Genomic DNA, 16996 nt, shown 5'->3' on the forward strand with positions numbered 1-16996 from the left:
GATGCTCGAGTTCGGCAACGCCACCCGCACCCGCCTGGAACTGCCCGGGCTGGCCGTCCAGTCGCTCGACGTCGACCTGGACGTGGCGAAGTTCGACGTGCAACTGAGTGTGGCAGAGCAGGTCGACGAGCGCGGGGAGCCGGCCGGGATCAGCGCGGGATTCCGGTACGCGAGCGACGTGTTCGACCGTGAGTCCGTCGAGATTCTCACGGAACGATTCGTACGCGTCATCGAAACGGTGGCCGCGGACCCGGCAGTGCCGGTGGGGGACATCGACATCCTGGGCGCGGCCGAATTCGAGTTCTTGACCGGCCGTGTGGACTGGTCGGAAGCCGACGGGTCATTGGTGGAGCTGTTCGATCGGTCCGTGGCAGCGGTCGGCGACGCGGTCGCGGTGCGCTGCGGCGAGGCATCGACGACCTACCGGGAACTGGACCGGCGGGCGAACCGGCTCGCGAGACTGCTGATGGTGCAGGGTGTGGGCGCCGAAACGCTGGTGGCCGTGGGCATGACGCGGTCGATCGACTTGGTGGTTGCGCTCCTGGCAGTGGTGAAGTCGGGCGCCGGTTACCTACCGGTGGACGTGGCGTCGCCGACGGAGCGGTTGCGATTCCTGCTCGGAGACGCCCGGCCGCGGTGTGTGCTCACGACGACCACGGACGCGCAGACCTTCGACGCCGCCGGCATTCCCGCGGTGGTCGTGGACGATCCGGAGACCGTGCATGCGCTGCAGCAGTTCTCGCCGCTGCCGGTGACCGACGAGGACCGTCGTCGTCCCCTGCACCCGGATGCGGTGGCGTACGTGATCTACACCTCGGGTTCCACCGGGCGGCCGAAGGGCGTAGAGGTCACCCAACGCAACGTGGTCACGCTGCTGGCGAACGCACAGACGCTGTTCGGATTCGGCCCCGCCGACACGTGGACGATGTTCCATTCCGCGGCGTTCGACTTCTCGGTGTGGGAGATGTGGGGCGCGCTCGTCCACGGCGGCCGACTGGTGCTGGTGGACTACTTCACCGCGCGCTCGCCCGAGAAGTTCCGCGACCTCTTGCGTGACGAACGCGTCACGGTCGTCAATCAGACCCCCACCGCCTTCTACCAGCTGGTGGAGGCGGATCGCCTCGCCGGTGGCACCGGACTGTCCCTGCGATACGTGATCCTCGGCGGGGAGGCCCTCGATTTCGGGCAGCTGCGACGCTGGTACGAACGTCGGGGCGGCGCCGCGCCCGTCCTGGTCAACATGTACGGCATCACGGAGACGACCGTGCACGTCAGCCATCTGCCGATCGACCGGAACCTCGCGGCGGCGGAGTCGGCGTCGGTCGTCGGCCGGGGCCTGCCGGGACTGAGGGTCTACGTGCTGGACGGACGACTGCATCCGGTGCCGCCGGGCGTGGTCGGGGAAATGTACGTCTCCGGTGCGCAGGTCGCGCGCGGGTACCTCGGCCGGCCCGCGCTGACGGCGGCGAGGTTCGTCGCCGACCCGTTCACGCCCGGGGCCCGGATGTACCGGTCCGGTGACCTGGGCCGGTGGAACCGGAACGGGCAGTTGGAGTATCTCGGCCGCAACGACCTCCAGGTGCAGGTGAAGGGCTACCGGATCGAACTCGGCGAGGTGGAGTCGGCGCTGCTCGCCTGCGACGGGGTGGCGCAGTCGGCGGTGGCTGAGCTGGACGATCGGTTGGTGGGGTACGTGGTGCCGGAGGCCGGCGTCGAGATCGACTCGGCGGCGATCGTCGACGCCGTCGCGGCGAGACTGGCGCCGCACATGGTGCCGGCAGCCGTGGTGGTCATCGACGGGGTGCCCCTGACGGTGAACGGCAAACTCGATCGGAAGTCGCTGCCGGAACCGGACTTCGGGCAGCGGGTGACGGCCGGTCGCAGCCCGGCCACCGAGACGGAACGCGTCCTCGCCGGGGTGTTCGCCGAGGTACTCGGCCTCGACTCGGTGGGCGTCGACGACTCGTTCTTCGCCATCGGCGGGGATTCGATCATGTCCATCCAGCTGGCCACCCGCGCCAAGGCCGCGGGGGTACTGATCTCGCCGCGCGACGTCTTCGAACGCAAAACCGTTGCAGGGCTGGCCGAGACGGCCGGCACGGGTGACCAGGCGGTGGTCCTCGGCGAGCTGCCCGGAGGGGGCATTGGGGAGGTCCCGTTGACACCGGTCGCGGCGTGGATGCTGGGCCGCGGCGGGGACTTCCGCCGATACTCGCAGACCGCACTGTTCACGGTGCCCGCGACGCTGGACGTGGACACCCTGACGCGGGCCGTGCAGGCCGTGCTGGACCGGCACGACCTCCTGCGGGCGCGTTTGCACCGCAACTCCCGCGCCGAACAGGGCTGGTCGCTGGAGGTGCAGGCGGAAGGGTCGGTGCCGGCGGCCGTGGTGGTCCGCTGCGGGCGGGTGGACGATCTCGGCGCCGAACTCGACGCCGCGCTCGATCGGCTCGACCCCGAGTCGGGCGTGATGATGCAGGTCGTGTGGCTCGACGCGGGCGACGGTCCGGGCCGGATGCTGATCGCCGTCCATCATCTGGCGATGGACGGTGTGTCCTGGCGGATCCTGATTCCCGACCTCGCCACCGCCTGCGAGCACACTCGGGCCGGCAGGGTACCTGCGCTGCAGCCGGTGGGGACGTCGATGCGCCGGTGGTCGGATGCACTGGGCGAGGCCGCGCGCGACCCGCACCGCATCGCCGAACTCGGGCTGTGGCAGCGGATTCTGGACGGGCCCGACCCGCCGCTGGGGTCGCGCCCGGTGGCCGCGTCGGACACCGCCGTCACCGCCGCGGACGTCGAGGTGCGCGTCCCCTCCGCGTTGACCGAGTCGCTCCTGACGACCCTGCCGCAGGCCTTCCACACCGGCGTGGGCGACGGATTGCTGACCGCGCTGACCATGGCGCTGATCCGATGGCGGGGAGACCGGGACGTCGACCTCACCGAGGCGCTGGTGAGCCTCGAGGGTCACGGTCGTGAAGAGCAGGTGGTGCCGGGGGCGGATCTCTCCCGCACGATCGGCTGGTTCACCACCGTATTCCCCGTACGACTCGATCTGCGCGGTGTGAACCTCGACGACGCATTCGCCGGAGGCCCGTCCGCCGGTGCCGCAATCAAGTCCGTCAAGGAACAACTCCTCGCCGTTCCCGACCACGGCATCGGTTTCGGTCTGCTCCGGTACCTGAACAGCGAGACGGCTCGGGTCCTTTCGTCGCCGACGCCGCCCCAGGTCAGCTTCAACTACCTCGGCACAGTGGGTCGGGCCGCTACGGAGGACACCGCCGGCTGGGTGCCGATCGAGGAACCCGGACTACGGCGAGAATCGAATGCCGACATGCCCGTCGCGGCCGTCGTCGACGTCAATGCGATCACCGTCGACGCGGGCGACGGCGCGCGGCTGCACTCCACGTGGACCTATCCGCCGGCGGTCCTGCGCCGCGAGGACGTCGAGGAGCTCGCCCAGCTCTGGGTGCAGGCACTCGCCGCCCTCGCCGCGCAGGCGGAGGCGGGCGCCCGCGGGTTCACGCCGTCGGATTTCGACCTCGTCGAACTTCGGCAGGAGGCCATCGAGGAGATCGAAAGCCGCTGCCGCGACCTGACCGACGTGTGGCCGTTGTCGCCCCTGCAGTCCGGCCTGCTCTTCCACTCCGAGCTCGCCGACGAGTCCGTCGACGCCTACCTGGTGCAGGTGAGTCTCGACCTTCACGGCGAGGTGGATCCGCGTCGCCTCCGCCGCGCGGCCGATGCCGTGTTGAGCCGACACCCCAACCTGCGCACCGCCTTCCTGCACGACGCCGAGGGCGACGCCGTCCAAGTCGTGCGGGAGGGGGTGGAGGCGCCCTGGCGCGAGGTCGATCTGAGGACTGACGACGACGGTGCGGCCGAGGTCGAGCGACTGCTGGCCGAGGATCGGGTTCGCCCGTTCGACATGACACGCGCCCCGCTGATCCGGTTCATGTTGATCGCGACCGCACAGAACCGGTACCGGCTGGTGTCGACCAACCACCACATCCTTCTCGACGGCTGGTCGATGCCGCTGCTGGTCAAGGAGCTGCTGACGCTTTACGCCACGGACTCGGGCCCGTCGGCGCTGCCGCAGGTGCGCGGGTACCGCGACTACCTGGCGTGGATGGAGCACAGAGATCGGGGCGCCGCCCTCGAGGTGTGGGCTCGGGCTCTCGCCGGGGTGGACGGTCCGACGCTGCTCGCGGCGGGGGCGAGCGGAGCGACGGGGAATGCAACCGGGGCCGGAGCGCCGGGGAATGTTCCCGCGGACCGGGCACGGCGGCTGTCCACCACGCCCCAGGAGTGGGTGTTCGACCTGGACGAGGATCGCACCGCCCGTCTGCGCGACGTCGCACGTTCGCGTGGACTGACCGTCAACACCCTCGTCCAGGTGTCCTGGGGGATCGTGCTGGGTACGTTGACCGCCCGTGACGACGTCCTGTTCGGGGCCACCGTCTCCGGGCGGCCGCCCGAGCTGGCCGGCATCGAGACGATGATCGGACTGTTCGTCAACACACTTCCCGTCCGGATCAGATTGAGCCCCAACGAGACTCTGGGGGCTCTGCTGGACCGGGTGCAGGCCGAGCAGGCGACGCTGATGGACCACCACTACATCGGGCTGGCCGAGATTCAGCACGCCGCGGGGCCCGAGGTCGGATTCGACACGTTGACCGTGTTCGAGTCGTACCCCGTCGACCGCGCCGGGCTGACGACCGATACCGACATCGCCGGAATGCGCGTCGACCGGGTCGGCGCGCGCGACGCCGCCCACTATCCGCTGAGCCTGGTGGCATCGGTCGACTCTCGTCTGCGACTGAAATTCGAGTACCTGCCCGACGTCTTCGACGGGAGCTCCGTCGAAGGCATCGCCGGGCGCGTGGTGCGGGCGCTCGACGCCTGCACTCGGCCGGACCAGCCGCTGGCCGCGCTGTCGTTGCTGGTCGACCGGGAGCGCGCCGACCTGGTGCCCGTCCGTGGCCGCCGAGGCGGGTCGACCCGGACGCTGCCGCAGATCCTCGCGGCCGCCGCCGCTCTGGACCCGGACGCGATCGCACTGTCCTACTGCGGCGCCGAAGTGAGTTACGGCGAGCTGGACCAGCGGTCGAATCGACTCGCCCGCGCGCTGATCGCCCGCGGGGCGGGCCCGGAGACCTTCGTGGCCGTCGGGATACCGCGCTCCCTGGACTCGGTGCTTTCGGTGTGGGCGGTGACGAAGACCGGGGCGGCGTTCGTGCCGATCGACCCGAACTACCCCGACGAGCGCATCACCCGCATGCTCGTCGATTCCGGATCCACCGTCGCTGTGACCACGACCGAGCATCGAGGCCGTCTGCCCGACAACGCGAGTTGGCTGATTCTCGACGAACCCGACTTCGCCACGGAATGGACACAGATGTGCGCGGCGCCCGTGACCGACGACGATCGAATCGGTCCGGTCACTCTGGACACCGCCGCGTACGTCGTCTACACGTCGGGGTCCACCGGTGAGCCGAAGGGCGTGGTGGTCACCCACCGTGGACTGGACAACTTCGCACTCGACCAGCTCGAGCGCTTCGGGGCGACCCCGCAGTCCCGCACTCTGCACTTCTCCACACCGAGTTTCGACGGGTCGGTGTTCGAGTACCTGCAGGCCTTCGGTGCAGGCGCGACGATGGTGATCGCGCCGCCTACCGTGTTCGGCGGCGAGGAACTCGCGCGACTCCTGGAGGAGCGGAAGGTCACCCACGCCTTCATCACCACCGCCGCGCTCGCGACACTCGATCCTGCCGGACTGGACCATCTCACGGACCTGGTGTTCGGCGGCGAGGCGTGCCCACCCGAACTCGTCGCCCGCTGGGTCGTATCCGACCGCCCGAGTTCCCGAGGAGTCCCCGATTTCCCGGGTACCCGAGGAGGGGCCCGTCGGTTGTACAACGCCTACGGACCGACCGAGTCGACCATCATGTCCAACATCAGCGATCCGATGGTCTCGGGGGAACCGATCACCATTGGCGGCCCCATCCGCGGAGTGACGGAACTGGTGCTCGACACCCGGCTGCAACCGGTCCCCGTGGGAGTTCCCGGCGAGCTGTACCTCGCCGGGATCGGCCTGGCCCGCGGCTACCACCGCCGGCCCGCACTGACCGCCGAGCGGTTCGTTGCCGATCCCTCTCACCCGGGCACACGGATGTACCGCACCGGGGACATCGTGCGGTGGACTGCCGCCCACCGCATCGAATACGTGGGCCGCAGCGACTTCCAGGTGAAGGTGCGCGGGTTCCGGGTCGAACTCGGCGAGATCGACGCCACCCTCATGTCGGAGCCGAACGTCGGGTTCGCGGCCACCCTGGCGCATCGCGGGCGTACCGGTGACACCCTGCTGGCGTCCTACGTCGTGCCGACGCCGGGTCGTTCCCTCGACACCGCCGTACTCGCCCGGCGACTGGCGGACCGCCTGCCGTCCCACATGGTGCCGTCCTCGATCACGGTGCTCGAGCGCCTTCCGCTGACTGCCGTTGGCAAGCTGGACCGCGCCGCACTGCCGGAGCCCGACCGGCATTCCGGGACGAGCCGATACCGGGCACCGGTCGGTCCGGTCGAAGAAACGGTGGCCGACGTCTTCGCGGAGGTACTCGGACTCGAACGCGTCGGTGCCGAGGCCGGCTTCTTCGACCTCGGCGGCAACTCCCTGAGCGCCACCCGGGTGACCGCCCGGCTGCGAGCGTTGCTCGAAACCGGCTGTCGGGTGCGTGATCTGTTCGAGGCGCCCACGGTCGCATCGCTGGCGGCGCGGATCGAGCACGCCGGCGCGGGGTCGTCCGCACGCCCGGCCCTCGCACCCCGCACCCGGCCCCGGAACATTCCGCTGTCGTTCGCTCAGCAGCGAATGTGGTTCGTCAACCAGCTCGACACCGCCTCGGCCGTCTACAACATCCCGATCGTGGTGCGGCTCGGCGGTGAACTCGATGTGCCGGCGCTGAACTCGGCGCTCGTCGATGTGATCGCCCGGCACGAGGCACTGCGTACGGTGTTCCCGATCCGCGGGGACTGGCCGGTTCAGCGGATACTGCCCGCCGAGGGGGCGGTGCCCACGCTGATCCCCGTCACCGTCCCGGACGAGCGCCGACTGCGGGACGAGCTGGCCCGGCTGGTCTCGACGGGATTCGATGTCACGGAGCGGCTTCCGTTGCGGGCCGGACTGTTCTCACTCTCCGCCACCGAGCATGTACTCGCCGTCGTGGTGCATCACATCTCGGCGGACGGGTTCTCCATGGTCCCGCTGGTGCGCGACGTGATGACGGCGTACGGCGCCCGGGTCGGTGGCGGCGCTCCCGAGTGGGCACCGCTCGCGGTGCAGTACGCCGACTACGCGCTCTGGCAACGGGAGTTGCTGGGATCGGACGACGACCCCGAGTCCCTGCTGTCGGAGCAGCTCGACTACTGGAGGACGGCGCTGGCGGGCATGCCCGATCTGCTGGAACTACCGACCGACCGGGACCGGCCGTCCCAGCAGTCCTTCCGCGGTGCACGCGTCCACTTCTCCGTGGACCGCGACCTTCACCGACGGATCAGGGACCTGTCGCGACGCCTCCGCTCCAGCGAGTTCATGACCGTGCACGCCGCGCTCGCCGTTCTGTTGGCACGACTCGGCAGCACCGACGACGTCGTGATCGGAACGCCGATCGCGGGCAGGGGAGAGCCGGTCCTCGACGATCTGGTCGGCATGTTCGTGGGCACGCTGGCCCTGCGGACCCGGGTGCAGGCGGGCGAGTCGTTCACGTGCGTGGTGGCGCACTGCCGCGAGGTAGACCTCGGGGCGTTCGCGCACACCGAGGTTCCCTTCGAGCGTGTGGTGGAGGCGGTCGGGCCGACGCGATCCACGGCGTTCTCGCCGATCATCCAGGTATCGCTGGAGTTTCAGAACAACGAGCGACCGGTACCGACGCTGCCGGGACTGGAGGTCCGTGGCATCGACCCCCAGCTCGACGTCGTCAAGGTCGATCTCGAATTCCTCCTGGCGGAGGAGTTCGACGCGAACGGCGAACCGGCCGGGATGAACGGCGCCGTCGACTTCGCCACCGATCTCTTCGATGCTGACACCGTCCGCGGATTCGCCGACCGATTCGTGCGGATACTCGACGCGGTGACCGTGAACCCCGACGGGCCGGTCGGCGATCTCCCCCTCCTCGACGAGGCGGAGAGGAGCGCGATGGCGCCGGCCAGCGGCCGGCCGGAAGTGCGCCCGCAGCGGTGGCCCGACCTGCTGGCGGCCGCCGCCGCACTCGATCCGGACGCGGTGGCCCTGTCCTGCGAGGACCGTCGGGTCAGTTACCGGGAACTCGACGAGGGGTCCAACCGGCTGGCACGGGTCCTGTGCCGCCGTGGGGTGGGACCGGAGACCTTCGTGGCGGTCGGCATACCCCGCTCGATCGAGGCGGTGGTCGCGATCTGGGCGGTCGCCAAGGCGGGTGCGGCCTTCGTGCCGGTCGATCCGGCGTACCCGCGCGAGCGCCTCGCCTACATGCTCACCGATTGCCGGGCCGCGCTCGGGCTCACCGTGAGCGGCAGTCGGAGCAGCCTGCCCGACGCGGTTCCGTGGCTGGTGCTGGGTGACGAGGACCTTGCCGAGCAGGTGGCGGGGATGTCGTCGGCGTCGGTCACCGACCGGGACCGGGCGAGTCCGTTGTATCTCGCTCACCCGGCCTATCTCATCTACACCTCGGGGTCGACGGGACGGCCGAAGGGAGTGACCGTCACGCACCGCGGCCTGGCCAACTTCACCGCCGAAACGCGCGAACGGTTCCAGGTCACGCACGAGTCCCGGGTGTCGCAGCTGGCGTCACCGAGTTTCGATGCCTCGGTGTTCGAGCTGATGATGGCGTTCAGCGCATCGGCGCGGGTGGTGATCGTCCCGCCCACCGTCGTCGGGGGCGCCGAGTTGGCGGACTTGCTCCGTCGCGAGCGGGTGACCCACGCAACCATCACGCCGACCGCGCTGGCGGCCCTCGGCGACGCCGGACTCGACTCACTGCGTGTCCTCGACCTGGTGGGTGAGGTGTGCCCGCCGGAGGTGGTGGCGCAGTGGGCCCCAGGCCGTCGGCTGCACAGCGGGTACGGGCCCACGGAGACCACCGTCCAGGCGAGTGTCAGCGCTCCCATGCGTCCCGGCGAGGGAGTGAACATCGGGGCACCCGCGCTGGGATTCGCATTCCTGGTGCTCGACGAGCGATTGCAGCCCGTCCCGGTCGGTGTGCCCGGCGAGTTGTACATCGCCGGGCCAGGTATGGCGCGTTGTTACCACAATCGGGTGGCGCTCACGTCGACTCGCTTCGTCGCGTGCCCCTTCGGGGAACTGGGACGCCGGATGTACCGGACCGGCGACATCGTGCGGTGGAAGCGCGACCTCACCTTGGAGTACCTGGGCCGCAGCGACTTCCAGGTCAAGGTTCGCGGATTCCGCATCGAACTCGGGGAGATCGATGCCGTCCTCGCCGGTCATCCGGCGGTTGCCTTGGCTGCGACCGTCGGCCACACCGGCCCATCGGGTCACACCGTGCTCGCCTCGTATGTGTGGGCTCGGGACGGGCAGGAGGTGGAGCCTGCGGAACTGCGCACCTATGCGTCCGAGCACCTGCCCGCACACATGGTGCCCTCCGCGGTGGTCGTGCTCGACCAGGTTCCGATGACGCCGGCGGGCAAGCTCGATCGGAAGGCGTTGCCCCCGCCCGAGTTCGGTTCGACCGCCGCCGCGTTCCGGGCACCGAGCACCGAAACCGAGCGCGTCGTCGTCGACACGTTCGCGAGAGTGCTCGGGGTGGACCGGGTGGGCACCGCCGACAGCTTCTTCGAGCTCGGCGGGACCTCCCTGCTCGCGACCAGGATCGTCAGCGGGCTGCAGGCGGAACTGGGCCGGAGGGTTCCGCTGCAGTGGATGTTCCTCGACCCAACCCCGGCCGGAATCGCCCGCCGACTCGACATTCCGACGCCCAGCCCGGAGGTGAACGAGGCATTCGCCGTCGTGCTTCCGCTGCGCGCACAGGGGAGTGGCAGACCGCTGTTCTGCGTGCATCCGGGAATCGGACTGTCCTGGGGCTACGCCGGTCTGGTGCCGTACCTACCGCGGGATCGACCCGTGTACGGACTGCAGCTGCCCACGATCAGCGGCGACGGCGACTACCGGTCGATCGAACAACTGGCACGCCGCTACGTCGAGGAGATGAAGGCCGTCGCGCCCACCGGCCCGTACGACCTGCTCGGCTGGTCACTGGGCGGGGTCATCGCGCACGCGATGGCCGTCGAACTCCAGAGGTCGGGTGACGAGATCGCCACACTGGCCGTGATGGACAGCTATCCCGACAACGGCGACGAACCGCCGGCCGGCGAGCTCGACATCGGGGACCTCCTGCGCGGGCTGGGACTCGAAATCGACACCGGCGGTGTGATGACCTACGAGCGCGCGGCGCGGGTGCTGGGCGAGTCGTTCGGGACGGAGCCGGGTGTACGAGAGCGAGACCTCGAACGGATCCAGACAGGTTACGAGAACTCCACCCGCCTCGGCCGAGGGTTCGTCCCTCGGATGTACGACGGGGACCTGCTGGTCTTCACGGCCACGCGCGACGGCGACGGCGGCGCCACTCGGGTGCGGTCGCCGCAGGAATGGCGGCCGCTCGTGAGCGGCCGGATCGACGAGCATCCCGTGGACTGCGCGCACAACGAGATGATCGAACCGCCCGTCCTGGCGATCATCGGGCCGGTACTCGCCCACGCCCTCTCCGCTCGTACCTGAGAACTTGCCGATGGGGGGCCGGTTTTTCGTTACCCTCGAGGGGGAACGTTCCGAGCATCACCGAAGGGGTCGTCGGGCATCGCAGTCGAGCACGAGGAGCGGCCATGAGCGCGATCGGGCACTGGCGGACACTTGCGGTCGTAGCGGCACTCGTCGCGTCGAGTCTTTTCGGTGAGGCGGCCGCGGCGTCGGCAGCGTCGCGTGCGCTCCCGGCCGACAAGCCGGCAACCGCCGACGGATCTGCCCTCGACCACATCGAGAAGGTCGGCGACCGTCAACTGAACATGTACGTCCGCTCGGCGGCGATGGAGAAGGTGATCCTCCTCGAGGTGATCCGTCCCGCGGATTCCAGCGTGCCCCGACCCACCCTGTACCTGCTCAACGGCGCCGGCGGGGGACAGGACTCGGCAACATGGCAGGCCAGGACCGACGTGGTCGGCTTCTTCGCCGACAAGAACGTCAACGTCGTCACACCAGTCGGCGGCGCGTACAGCTACTACACCGACTGGGAGAAGCCGGACCCCGTCCTCGGCCTCAACAAATGGACCACCTTCCTCACCGAGGAACTTCCCCCGATCGTCGACGCCACGCTCGGAACGACCGGGGTGAACGCGATCGCCGGACTGTCGATGTCGGGGACTTCCGTCCTGAGCCTGGCCGAATCCGCTCCGTCGCTGTATCGCGCAGTCGGCGCCTTCAGCGGGTGCGCCGAGACGAGCACCGCACCCGGGCGCGACTACGTCACCTTCGTCGTCAGCGCCCGAGGGGGTGACGTCGTGAACATGTGGGGCCCGCCCGGCGATCCGGAATGGGTGGCCAACGACCCCGTGGTCAATGCCGAGAAGCTGCGCGGCATCAACTTGTACATCAGCAACGGCACCGGGCTGCCGGGCCCCCACGAGAACCTCAACGGACCGGATGTCAACGGAGACCCTGGCGTTCTGGCCAACCAGGTGATCGTGGGCGGAGTCATCGAGGCCGGCACCAACCAATGCACGCATCGGCTGGCCGACAGGCTCAACTCGCTCGGAATCCCGGCCACCTACGACTTCCGGCCCGCCGGAACCCACTCGTGGGGCTACTGGCAGGACGACCTGCACAATTCCTGGCCGATGATCGCCGGTTCACTGGGCTAGTCGTCGGCATCCGGCGCCGGTACCGACGCCATCGAAATCACCGCCGAGCCGGTCCGTGTCGCCCTCTCGTCGAGGTGTTCACGATCGTTCGGGGCGACGGCCGTCGGCCCGTACCCCGGCCGGACGGGTTCGACTTGCGTCACCGCAGCGCAGGGGCGCCGTAGCGGCGTCGAAAGGCCCGATTGAACGCCGCGGTGGACGCGTAGCCGACCTGCCGGGCGACGCCCCGCCTCGTGCCGATCATTCGCGCAGGACGTGCATGAACGACGGATGAATGCCCACAGGATCGTCGAACCTGATGCGAGTCACGCGTCGCATCGCAGCCCGGCCCCGTCGTGGATCCGATCGACGAGGCCGCGCGCGAATGGACGAGCCGAACCTGATCGCCGCTCAGGCGGCTCCGCCCCAGAAGTCGACGAGCACCTTCGTCAGCTCCTCGGGCTTCTCCTCGTTCGGTGTGTGGGCGGCCCCGGCGATGATCTCGAACTTCACGCCGAGCCGGGACGCGGCGTCGGCCTGGACGTCCACCGGGATCACGTCGTGCTCGCCCGCGACGACGAGGATCGGCAGGCCGGTCGCGGCGAGTTCCTCGACGCGGTCCGGTTCGGCGTTCATGGTGAGGGCGATGCCGGCGATGTTGGCGGTCCTGGTGACCATGATGCGATTGTGGAGGAACTCCTTGACCGGTGCCGGGAAGATCTCCTCGAAGGCACCGAACATCGCCTTCCACAGTGCCTCGTTGCCGCCCGCCCACAGCAACTCGGGGATCTGCGTCATGTCCACGGCCATGCCGAGGTTCTGGCCGCTCGGCGGTGAGTCGAGGATCACGTAGTCCAGGAAGCGCGTCGGGTCGTTGAGAACCGCGGCGCGGGTGACGAGCCCGCCGAAGCTGTGGCCGAGGAGATGGACCTTCTCGCCGGGCGCGACCCTGTCGAGCACCTCGCCGAGGTCGAGGGCGAACTTGGCGATCGTGTACTCGCCGACCGCGTCCCGGCCGTCCGGGCCGTCCGAATCGTACTGGCCGAGCTGCGAATACGAGATCAGGCGGTAGCCGGCGGCGGTGACGAACGGTGCCATCGGGAGGAAGTCCTCCCGGGAGCCGGTGAAGCCGGGGACCATGACGACGGTGCCCTTGGCCTCGCCCTCGGGTGTCGCGTCGAAGTAGGACAGTTCGCCGCGCGAGATCTCGAGGCGGGACAGGTTGACGGTCATGGCAGCGTTCTCCTTGTAGAGGTTGGCGGGCTCGGTGGGGCGGGGCGTCAGAGGTCCCAGGTGCAGTCGGCCGAGTCCTTCAGTTCGATCCGAGTGGTCAGGCGACGGTCGGCGGCCGAGCGGGCGGCGACCAGCGTTCGCCCGCCGCCGACGACCCGCCAGGCCGCCGCCGGCTCGTCCCAGCGAGCCAACGTCTTGCGGTCCACGGTGATCCGCGCGATCGCGGCGTCACCCGCCTGGACGGTGACCGAGGCGAATCCGACGAGCCGCAGCGGATCCGTGCCGCCGGTACCCTCGCCGCCGAGGTAGAGCTGGACGACCTCGCGTCCGGCGCGCGCCCCGGTGTTGCGGACGGACACCTCGACGGTCACCGCGCCCGAGTCTGTCTCCGCGGCGGTGATGTCCTCGTAGGCCCAGGTGGTGTAGCCGAGTCCGTGCCCGAACGGGTAGGCGGGGTCGATCGAGGCCTGCTCGTACGCGCGGTACCCGAACGTCGATCCCTCGGCGTAGTCGATGACGCCGTCGACGGGCTGCGTCGACAGCACGGGCGAATCGGCGCCGACCGCGGGGAAGGTGGTGGGCAGCCGGCCGCCCGGCTCGACGACACCGGTCAGCGCGTCGGCGATCGCGTGGCCGCCCTCCTGGCCTGGCAGCCACGCCCACAGCACCGCCGCGACCTCGTCCCGCCAGGGCATCTCCACCGGCGCGCCAGCGTTGACGACGACGACGGTCCTCGGGTTCGCCGCGGCCACCGCTGACACGAGCTCGTCCTGGCGACCGGGCAGCGCCAGGTCGGTACGGTCGAAACCCTCACTCTCGACCTCGTCGGTGGTGCCGACGAAGACCAGCGCCACGTCGGCGTCCCGCGCCGCGGCCACGGCGGCGGCGAACGCGTCGTCGGACTCCGCACGCGGTCCCTGGTGGTTCAGGCCGAACATCGCCATCGGGAAAGCCGGGATGGCCGCGCGCATCTCGACCCGGACCGTCCCGGCGGCGAGCTCCGCCGAGACGCGGTGCTCCGGCGGTTTGACCAGGTTCTCGATCAGGTCGTTGTCGGCGCTGGTGAGGGTGATCGCGTGGGGCTCGGTCGCACCGATCGTCAGGGAGTACTGTCCGGCGCCGGTCACCGAGAACTGGTGCGCGCCCGCCTCGGTGACGGCGAGGTCGGTTCGCACCCGGACCTCGGCGGTGCCCGCTGGGAGGGTGCCCATGAACACCAGGCGCGACGCGAGCCGACGCTCGGTGCCGAGCACGTCGCCGGCCGCGGAGACGAAGTCGACGCGGAAGCCCGGCTCGCCCGTCTCCGGGTCGCGCGCGTCGTCCGCCGAGAGCGCCGGGAGGATGCGCTGCGTCGAAACCCCTTCCTGGTGGTCGATCGCGACCGCGTCGCCGAACGCCTCGCGCAGCCCGGCCAGCGGACTGACGACGTGCGCGGGGTTGACGTGCGCGGAGCCGCCGCCCTGGGCGGTCAGCAGCGCGGCGTTCGGTCCGAGGACCGCGACGCGGCCCAGCGGCGCCGGAACCAGAGGCAGGACGCCGGCCTCGTTGCGCAGCACGACCATCGCCCGCGCCGCGATGTCCCGCAGCTGCTCGCACGCGTCGGCCGGGGTGGTCGACGGGGCGGGTGCCGCGAAGCCGTCCAGGTGGCCGGTGCGCGCGGCGAGGCGGAGCACACGCAGCACCTTGTCGTCGATGACGTCCTCGGTGACCACGCCGGCGCGGACCGCGGCGACCAGCGCCTCGTTCCAGGGGCTGTGCGGCCCCGGCATCGCGACGTCGAGGCCCGCGTTCGCGGACGCGGCCGTCGAGCGCGTGGCGAACCAGTCGGACACCACCGCGCCGTCGAAGCCCAGCTCGTCCTTGAGGACGTCGGTGAGCAGGCGCCGGTTGTCGGTCAGCGAGGCGCCGTTGACCGAGTTGTACGAGGCCATGACGGACCACGCGCCCGCGCGGACCCCGGATTCGAAGGGCACCAGATAAACCTCGCGCAGGGCCTTCTCCGGGATCTGCGCGTCGTAGCTCATGCGGTCCGTCTCGGACTCGTTCCCGATGTAGTGCTTGATCGTCACGGCCACACCGTTGCCCTGCACGCCGGCGACGAAGCCCGCCACGCTCGCCGCGGTCAGCAACGGATCCTCGGAGTAGCACTCGAAGTGCCGGCCGCCGAGCGGCGAGCGGTGGAGGTTGATGTTCGGGGCGAGGAACCACGCGATGCCCTTGTCCCGGGCCTGGGCGCCCATGAGAGCTCCCGCACGTTCGACCTGCTCGGGGTCCCAGGTGGCGGACAGGGCCGAGGGGTTCGGGAACAGGAGGCTGGTGTCGCGCTCGTCCCAGGTCGTGCCGCGGACGCCGTTGGGGCCGTCCGAGAGGAGGATCCGGCGCAGGCCGATCTTCTCGATCGGGTGCAGGGACCAGAAGTCCGCGCCGGTGAGCAGGCCGACCTTCTCCTCGAGCGTCAGCTCCGTGAGGAGCTCTCCCAGCCTCGTCTCGTCCACCGCGATCGCCTTTCCTCCGGGGTCGTTCACAACCAACGCTCCTTCGTGCCCTCACGCTGACCGGGTGTTCTCGGCCGCTCGGGTCGAGGCTAGCCGCAAATACCGAGTGATTAGTAGGTTTTGTGCTTCCGACGTTACCCGAACCTCCTACAGTGGGGGTGTGACCAGCGCAGACAAGGGCAGCAGTGCGACCGTCCGGCCCCGGCGGGGCGGCAGCTACGCCGTCGGGCGGGCCCGGCGGGCCCGCATCCTGCACATCGCGATGGAGGAGTTCGCCGAGAACGGCTACCGCGGCGCGTCGCTCGCCCGGATCGCCGAGCGCGCCGAACTCTCCCAGCCGGGCCTGCTGCACCACTTCCGCACGAAGGAGGAGTTGCTGGCCGCCACGCTGGACCTGCGTGACGAGATGGACGTCGAGCGATTCACCGGCGCCGACGGCGCGGCCCTGGCCGGCGTCGCCGCAATGGAGGCCCTGGTCGACCTGGTCGAGCGCAATCAGCGCGTCCGCGGACTCGTCCAGCTCTTCACGGTCCTGAGCGCAGAGGCCGCCACCGCCGATCATCCCGCGCATGCCTGGGCTCGTAACCGCTACCGGCGCATCCGGAGCTTCATCGCGGAGGCGATCCGCGCCGGGATCGCCTCCGGCGAGTTCCGGTCCGACGTCGACCCCGAAGCGCACGCGTTCCGGGTGGTCGCCCTCATGGACGGCCTCCAGCAGCAGTGGCTGGTGGACGCGGAGGCGGTCGACATGGGGGCGGTGTTCGAGGTGTACATGCGCGAGACGTTGGAGGCGATCCGGGCCCGCCGGGACTCGTAGCGGTACGAACCCCTTCCAATCTTCCCGACGGAACGCGCGTCAGCCGGCGGTGGGTGCGCCGGACACACGGCGCTCGCCGCCGTTCCTCTCCTGCCAGAGGCGGTAGACCTCGACCGCCGCATCGTGCGGCGCGTAGCGCATCGGCAGTCGTCGCTGGTCCCACGGCTTGGCGAATTCGTCGTAGAAGGTGTTCAGCTCGAAGTACTTTCGGTCGTCGACGTAATGGGGCTCGTAGCTGTCGCGGGTGGCGAGGAAGACGACCTCGTCGGGTGAGCAGTAGTAGAGCGCGCCGAGGCACATCGGGCAGGGGAGCGCCAGGATGTAGATCGTCGCGCCGGCCAGGTGCTCGGTGCCCAGTCTGGTGCACGCGTCGCGGATCGCCAGTATCTCCGCGTGGGCGGTGGGGTCGTTGGTCTGGGCGACCCGGTTCGGGCTCTCGGCCAGGATCTGGCCGTCCTTGACGATGACGGTCGCGAAGGGGCGTCCGCCCTCGTCGACGTTGCGACGGGCGAGGTCGACGGTGTGTTGTGCGAAGTCCATGGTGAGTCCTCGTTGGAAACGGGTG

6 protein-coding genes (1 of these 6 only partly in view) are annotated in these 16996 nt (G+C 69.9%); 3 read left to right on the forward strand and 3 right to left on the reverse strand.

The window, feature by feature from the left end; translation table 11 throughout:
- Window positions 1-10771, forward strand: the 3' end of a protein-coding gene (locus ACFXGJ_RS00215) for a non-ribosomal peptide synthase/polyketide synthase (RefSeq protein ID WP_378615236.1). 16097 nt of this gene lie to the left of the window's left edge; only the last 10771 of its 26868 coding nucleotides appear in the window; its start codon lies beyond the left edge, outside the window; the stop codon is at window positions 10769-10771.
- Window positions 10772-10875: 104 nt separating this feature from the next.
- Window positions 10876-11907, forward strand: coding sequence for an alpha/beta hydrolase (locus tag ACFXGJ_RS00220; RefSeq protein ID WP_378615238.1), 1032 nt, complete (start codon window positions 10876-10878; stop codon window positions 11905-11907).
- Between the two features lie 390 nt (window positions 11908-12297).
- Here the strand turns inward: ACFXGJ_RS00220 and ACFXGJ_RS00225 are convergent, their stop codons facing one another.
- Window positions 12298-13119: an alpha/beta fold hydrolase gene (locus tag ACFXGJ_RS00225; RefSeq protein ID WP_378615240.1), complete on the reverse strand. Its 822-nt coding sequence runs from the start codon at window positions 13117-13119 to the stop codon at window positions 12298-12300.
- A 47-nt stretch (window positions 13120-13166) separates the two neighbouring features.
- Entirely contained in the window at window positions 13167-15644 is a 2478-nt protein-coding gene (locus ACFXGJ_RS00230; RefSeq protein ID WP_378615242.1) for a beta-glucosidase, read from the reverse strand.
- A gap of 130 nt (window positions 15645-15774) precedes the next feature.
- Between ACFXGJ_RS00230 and ACFXGJ_RS00235 the strand changes: the two genes are divergently transcribed.
- The gene (locus ACFXGJ_RS00235) at window positions 15775-16431 is read left to right on the forward strand and encodes a TetR/AcrR family transcriptional regulator (RefSeq protein ID WP_378615244.1); all 657 of its coding nucleotides are present in this window, start codon (window positions 15775-15777) and stop codon (window positions 16429-16431) included.
- A gap of 39 nt (window positions 16432-16470) precedes the next feature.
- Here ACFXGJ_RS00235 and ACFXGJ_RS00240 read toward each other — a convergent pair whose 3' ends face one another.
- Entirely contained in the window at window positions 16471-16971 is a 501-nt protein-coding gene (locus ACFXGJ_RS00240) for a nucleoside deaminase (protein WP_378615246.1), read from the reverse strand.
- Between the last annotated feature and the right edge of the window lie 25 nt (window positions 16972-16996).

Origin of the sequence: Rhodococcus sp. NPDC059234, from assembly GCF_042754225.1 — a bacterium.
Classification (GTDB): Bacteria; Actinomycetota; Actinomycetes; order Mycobacteriales; family Mycobacteriaceae; genus Rhodococcus_G.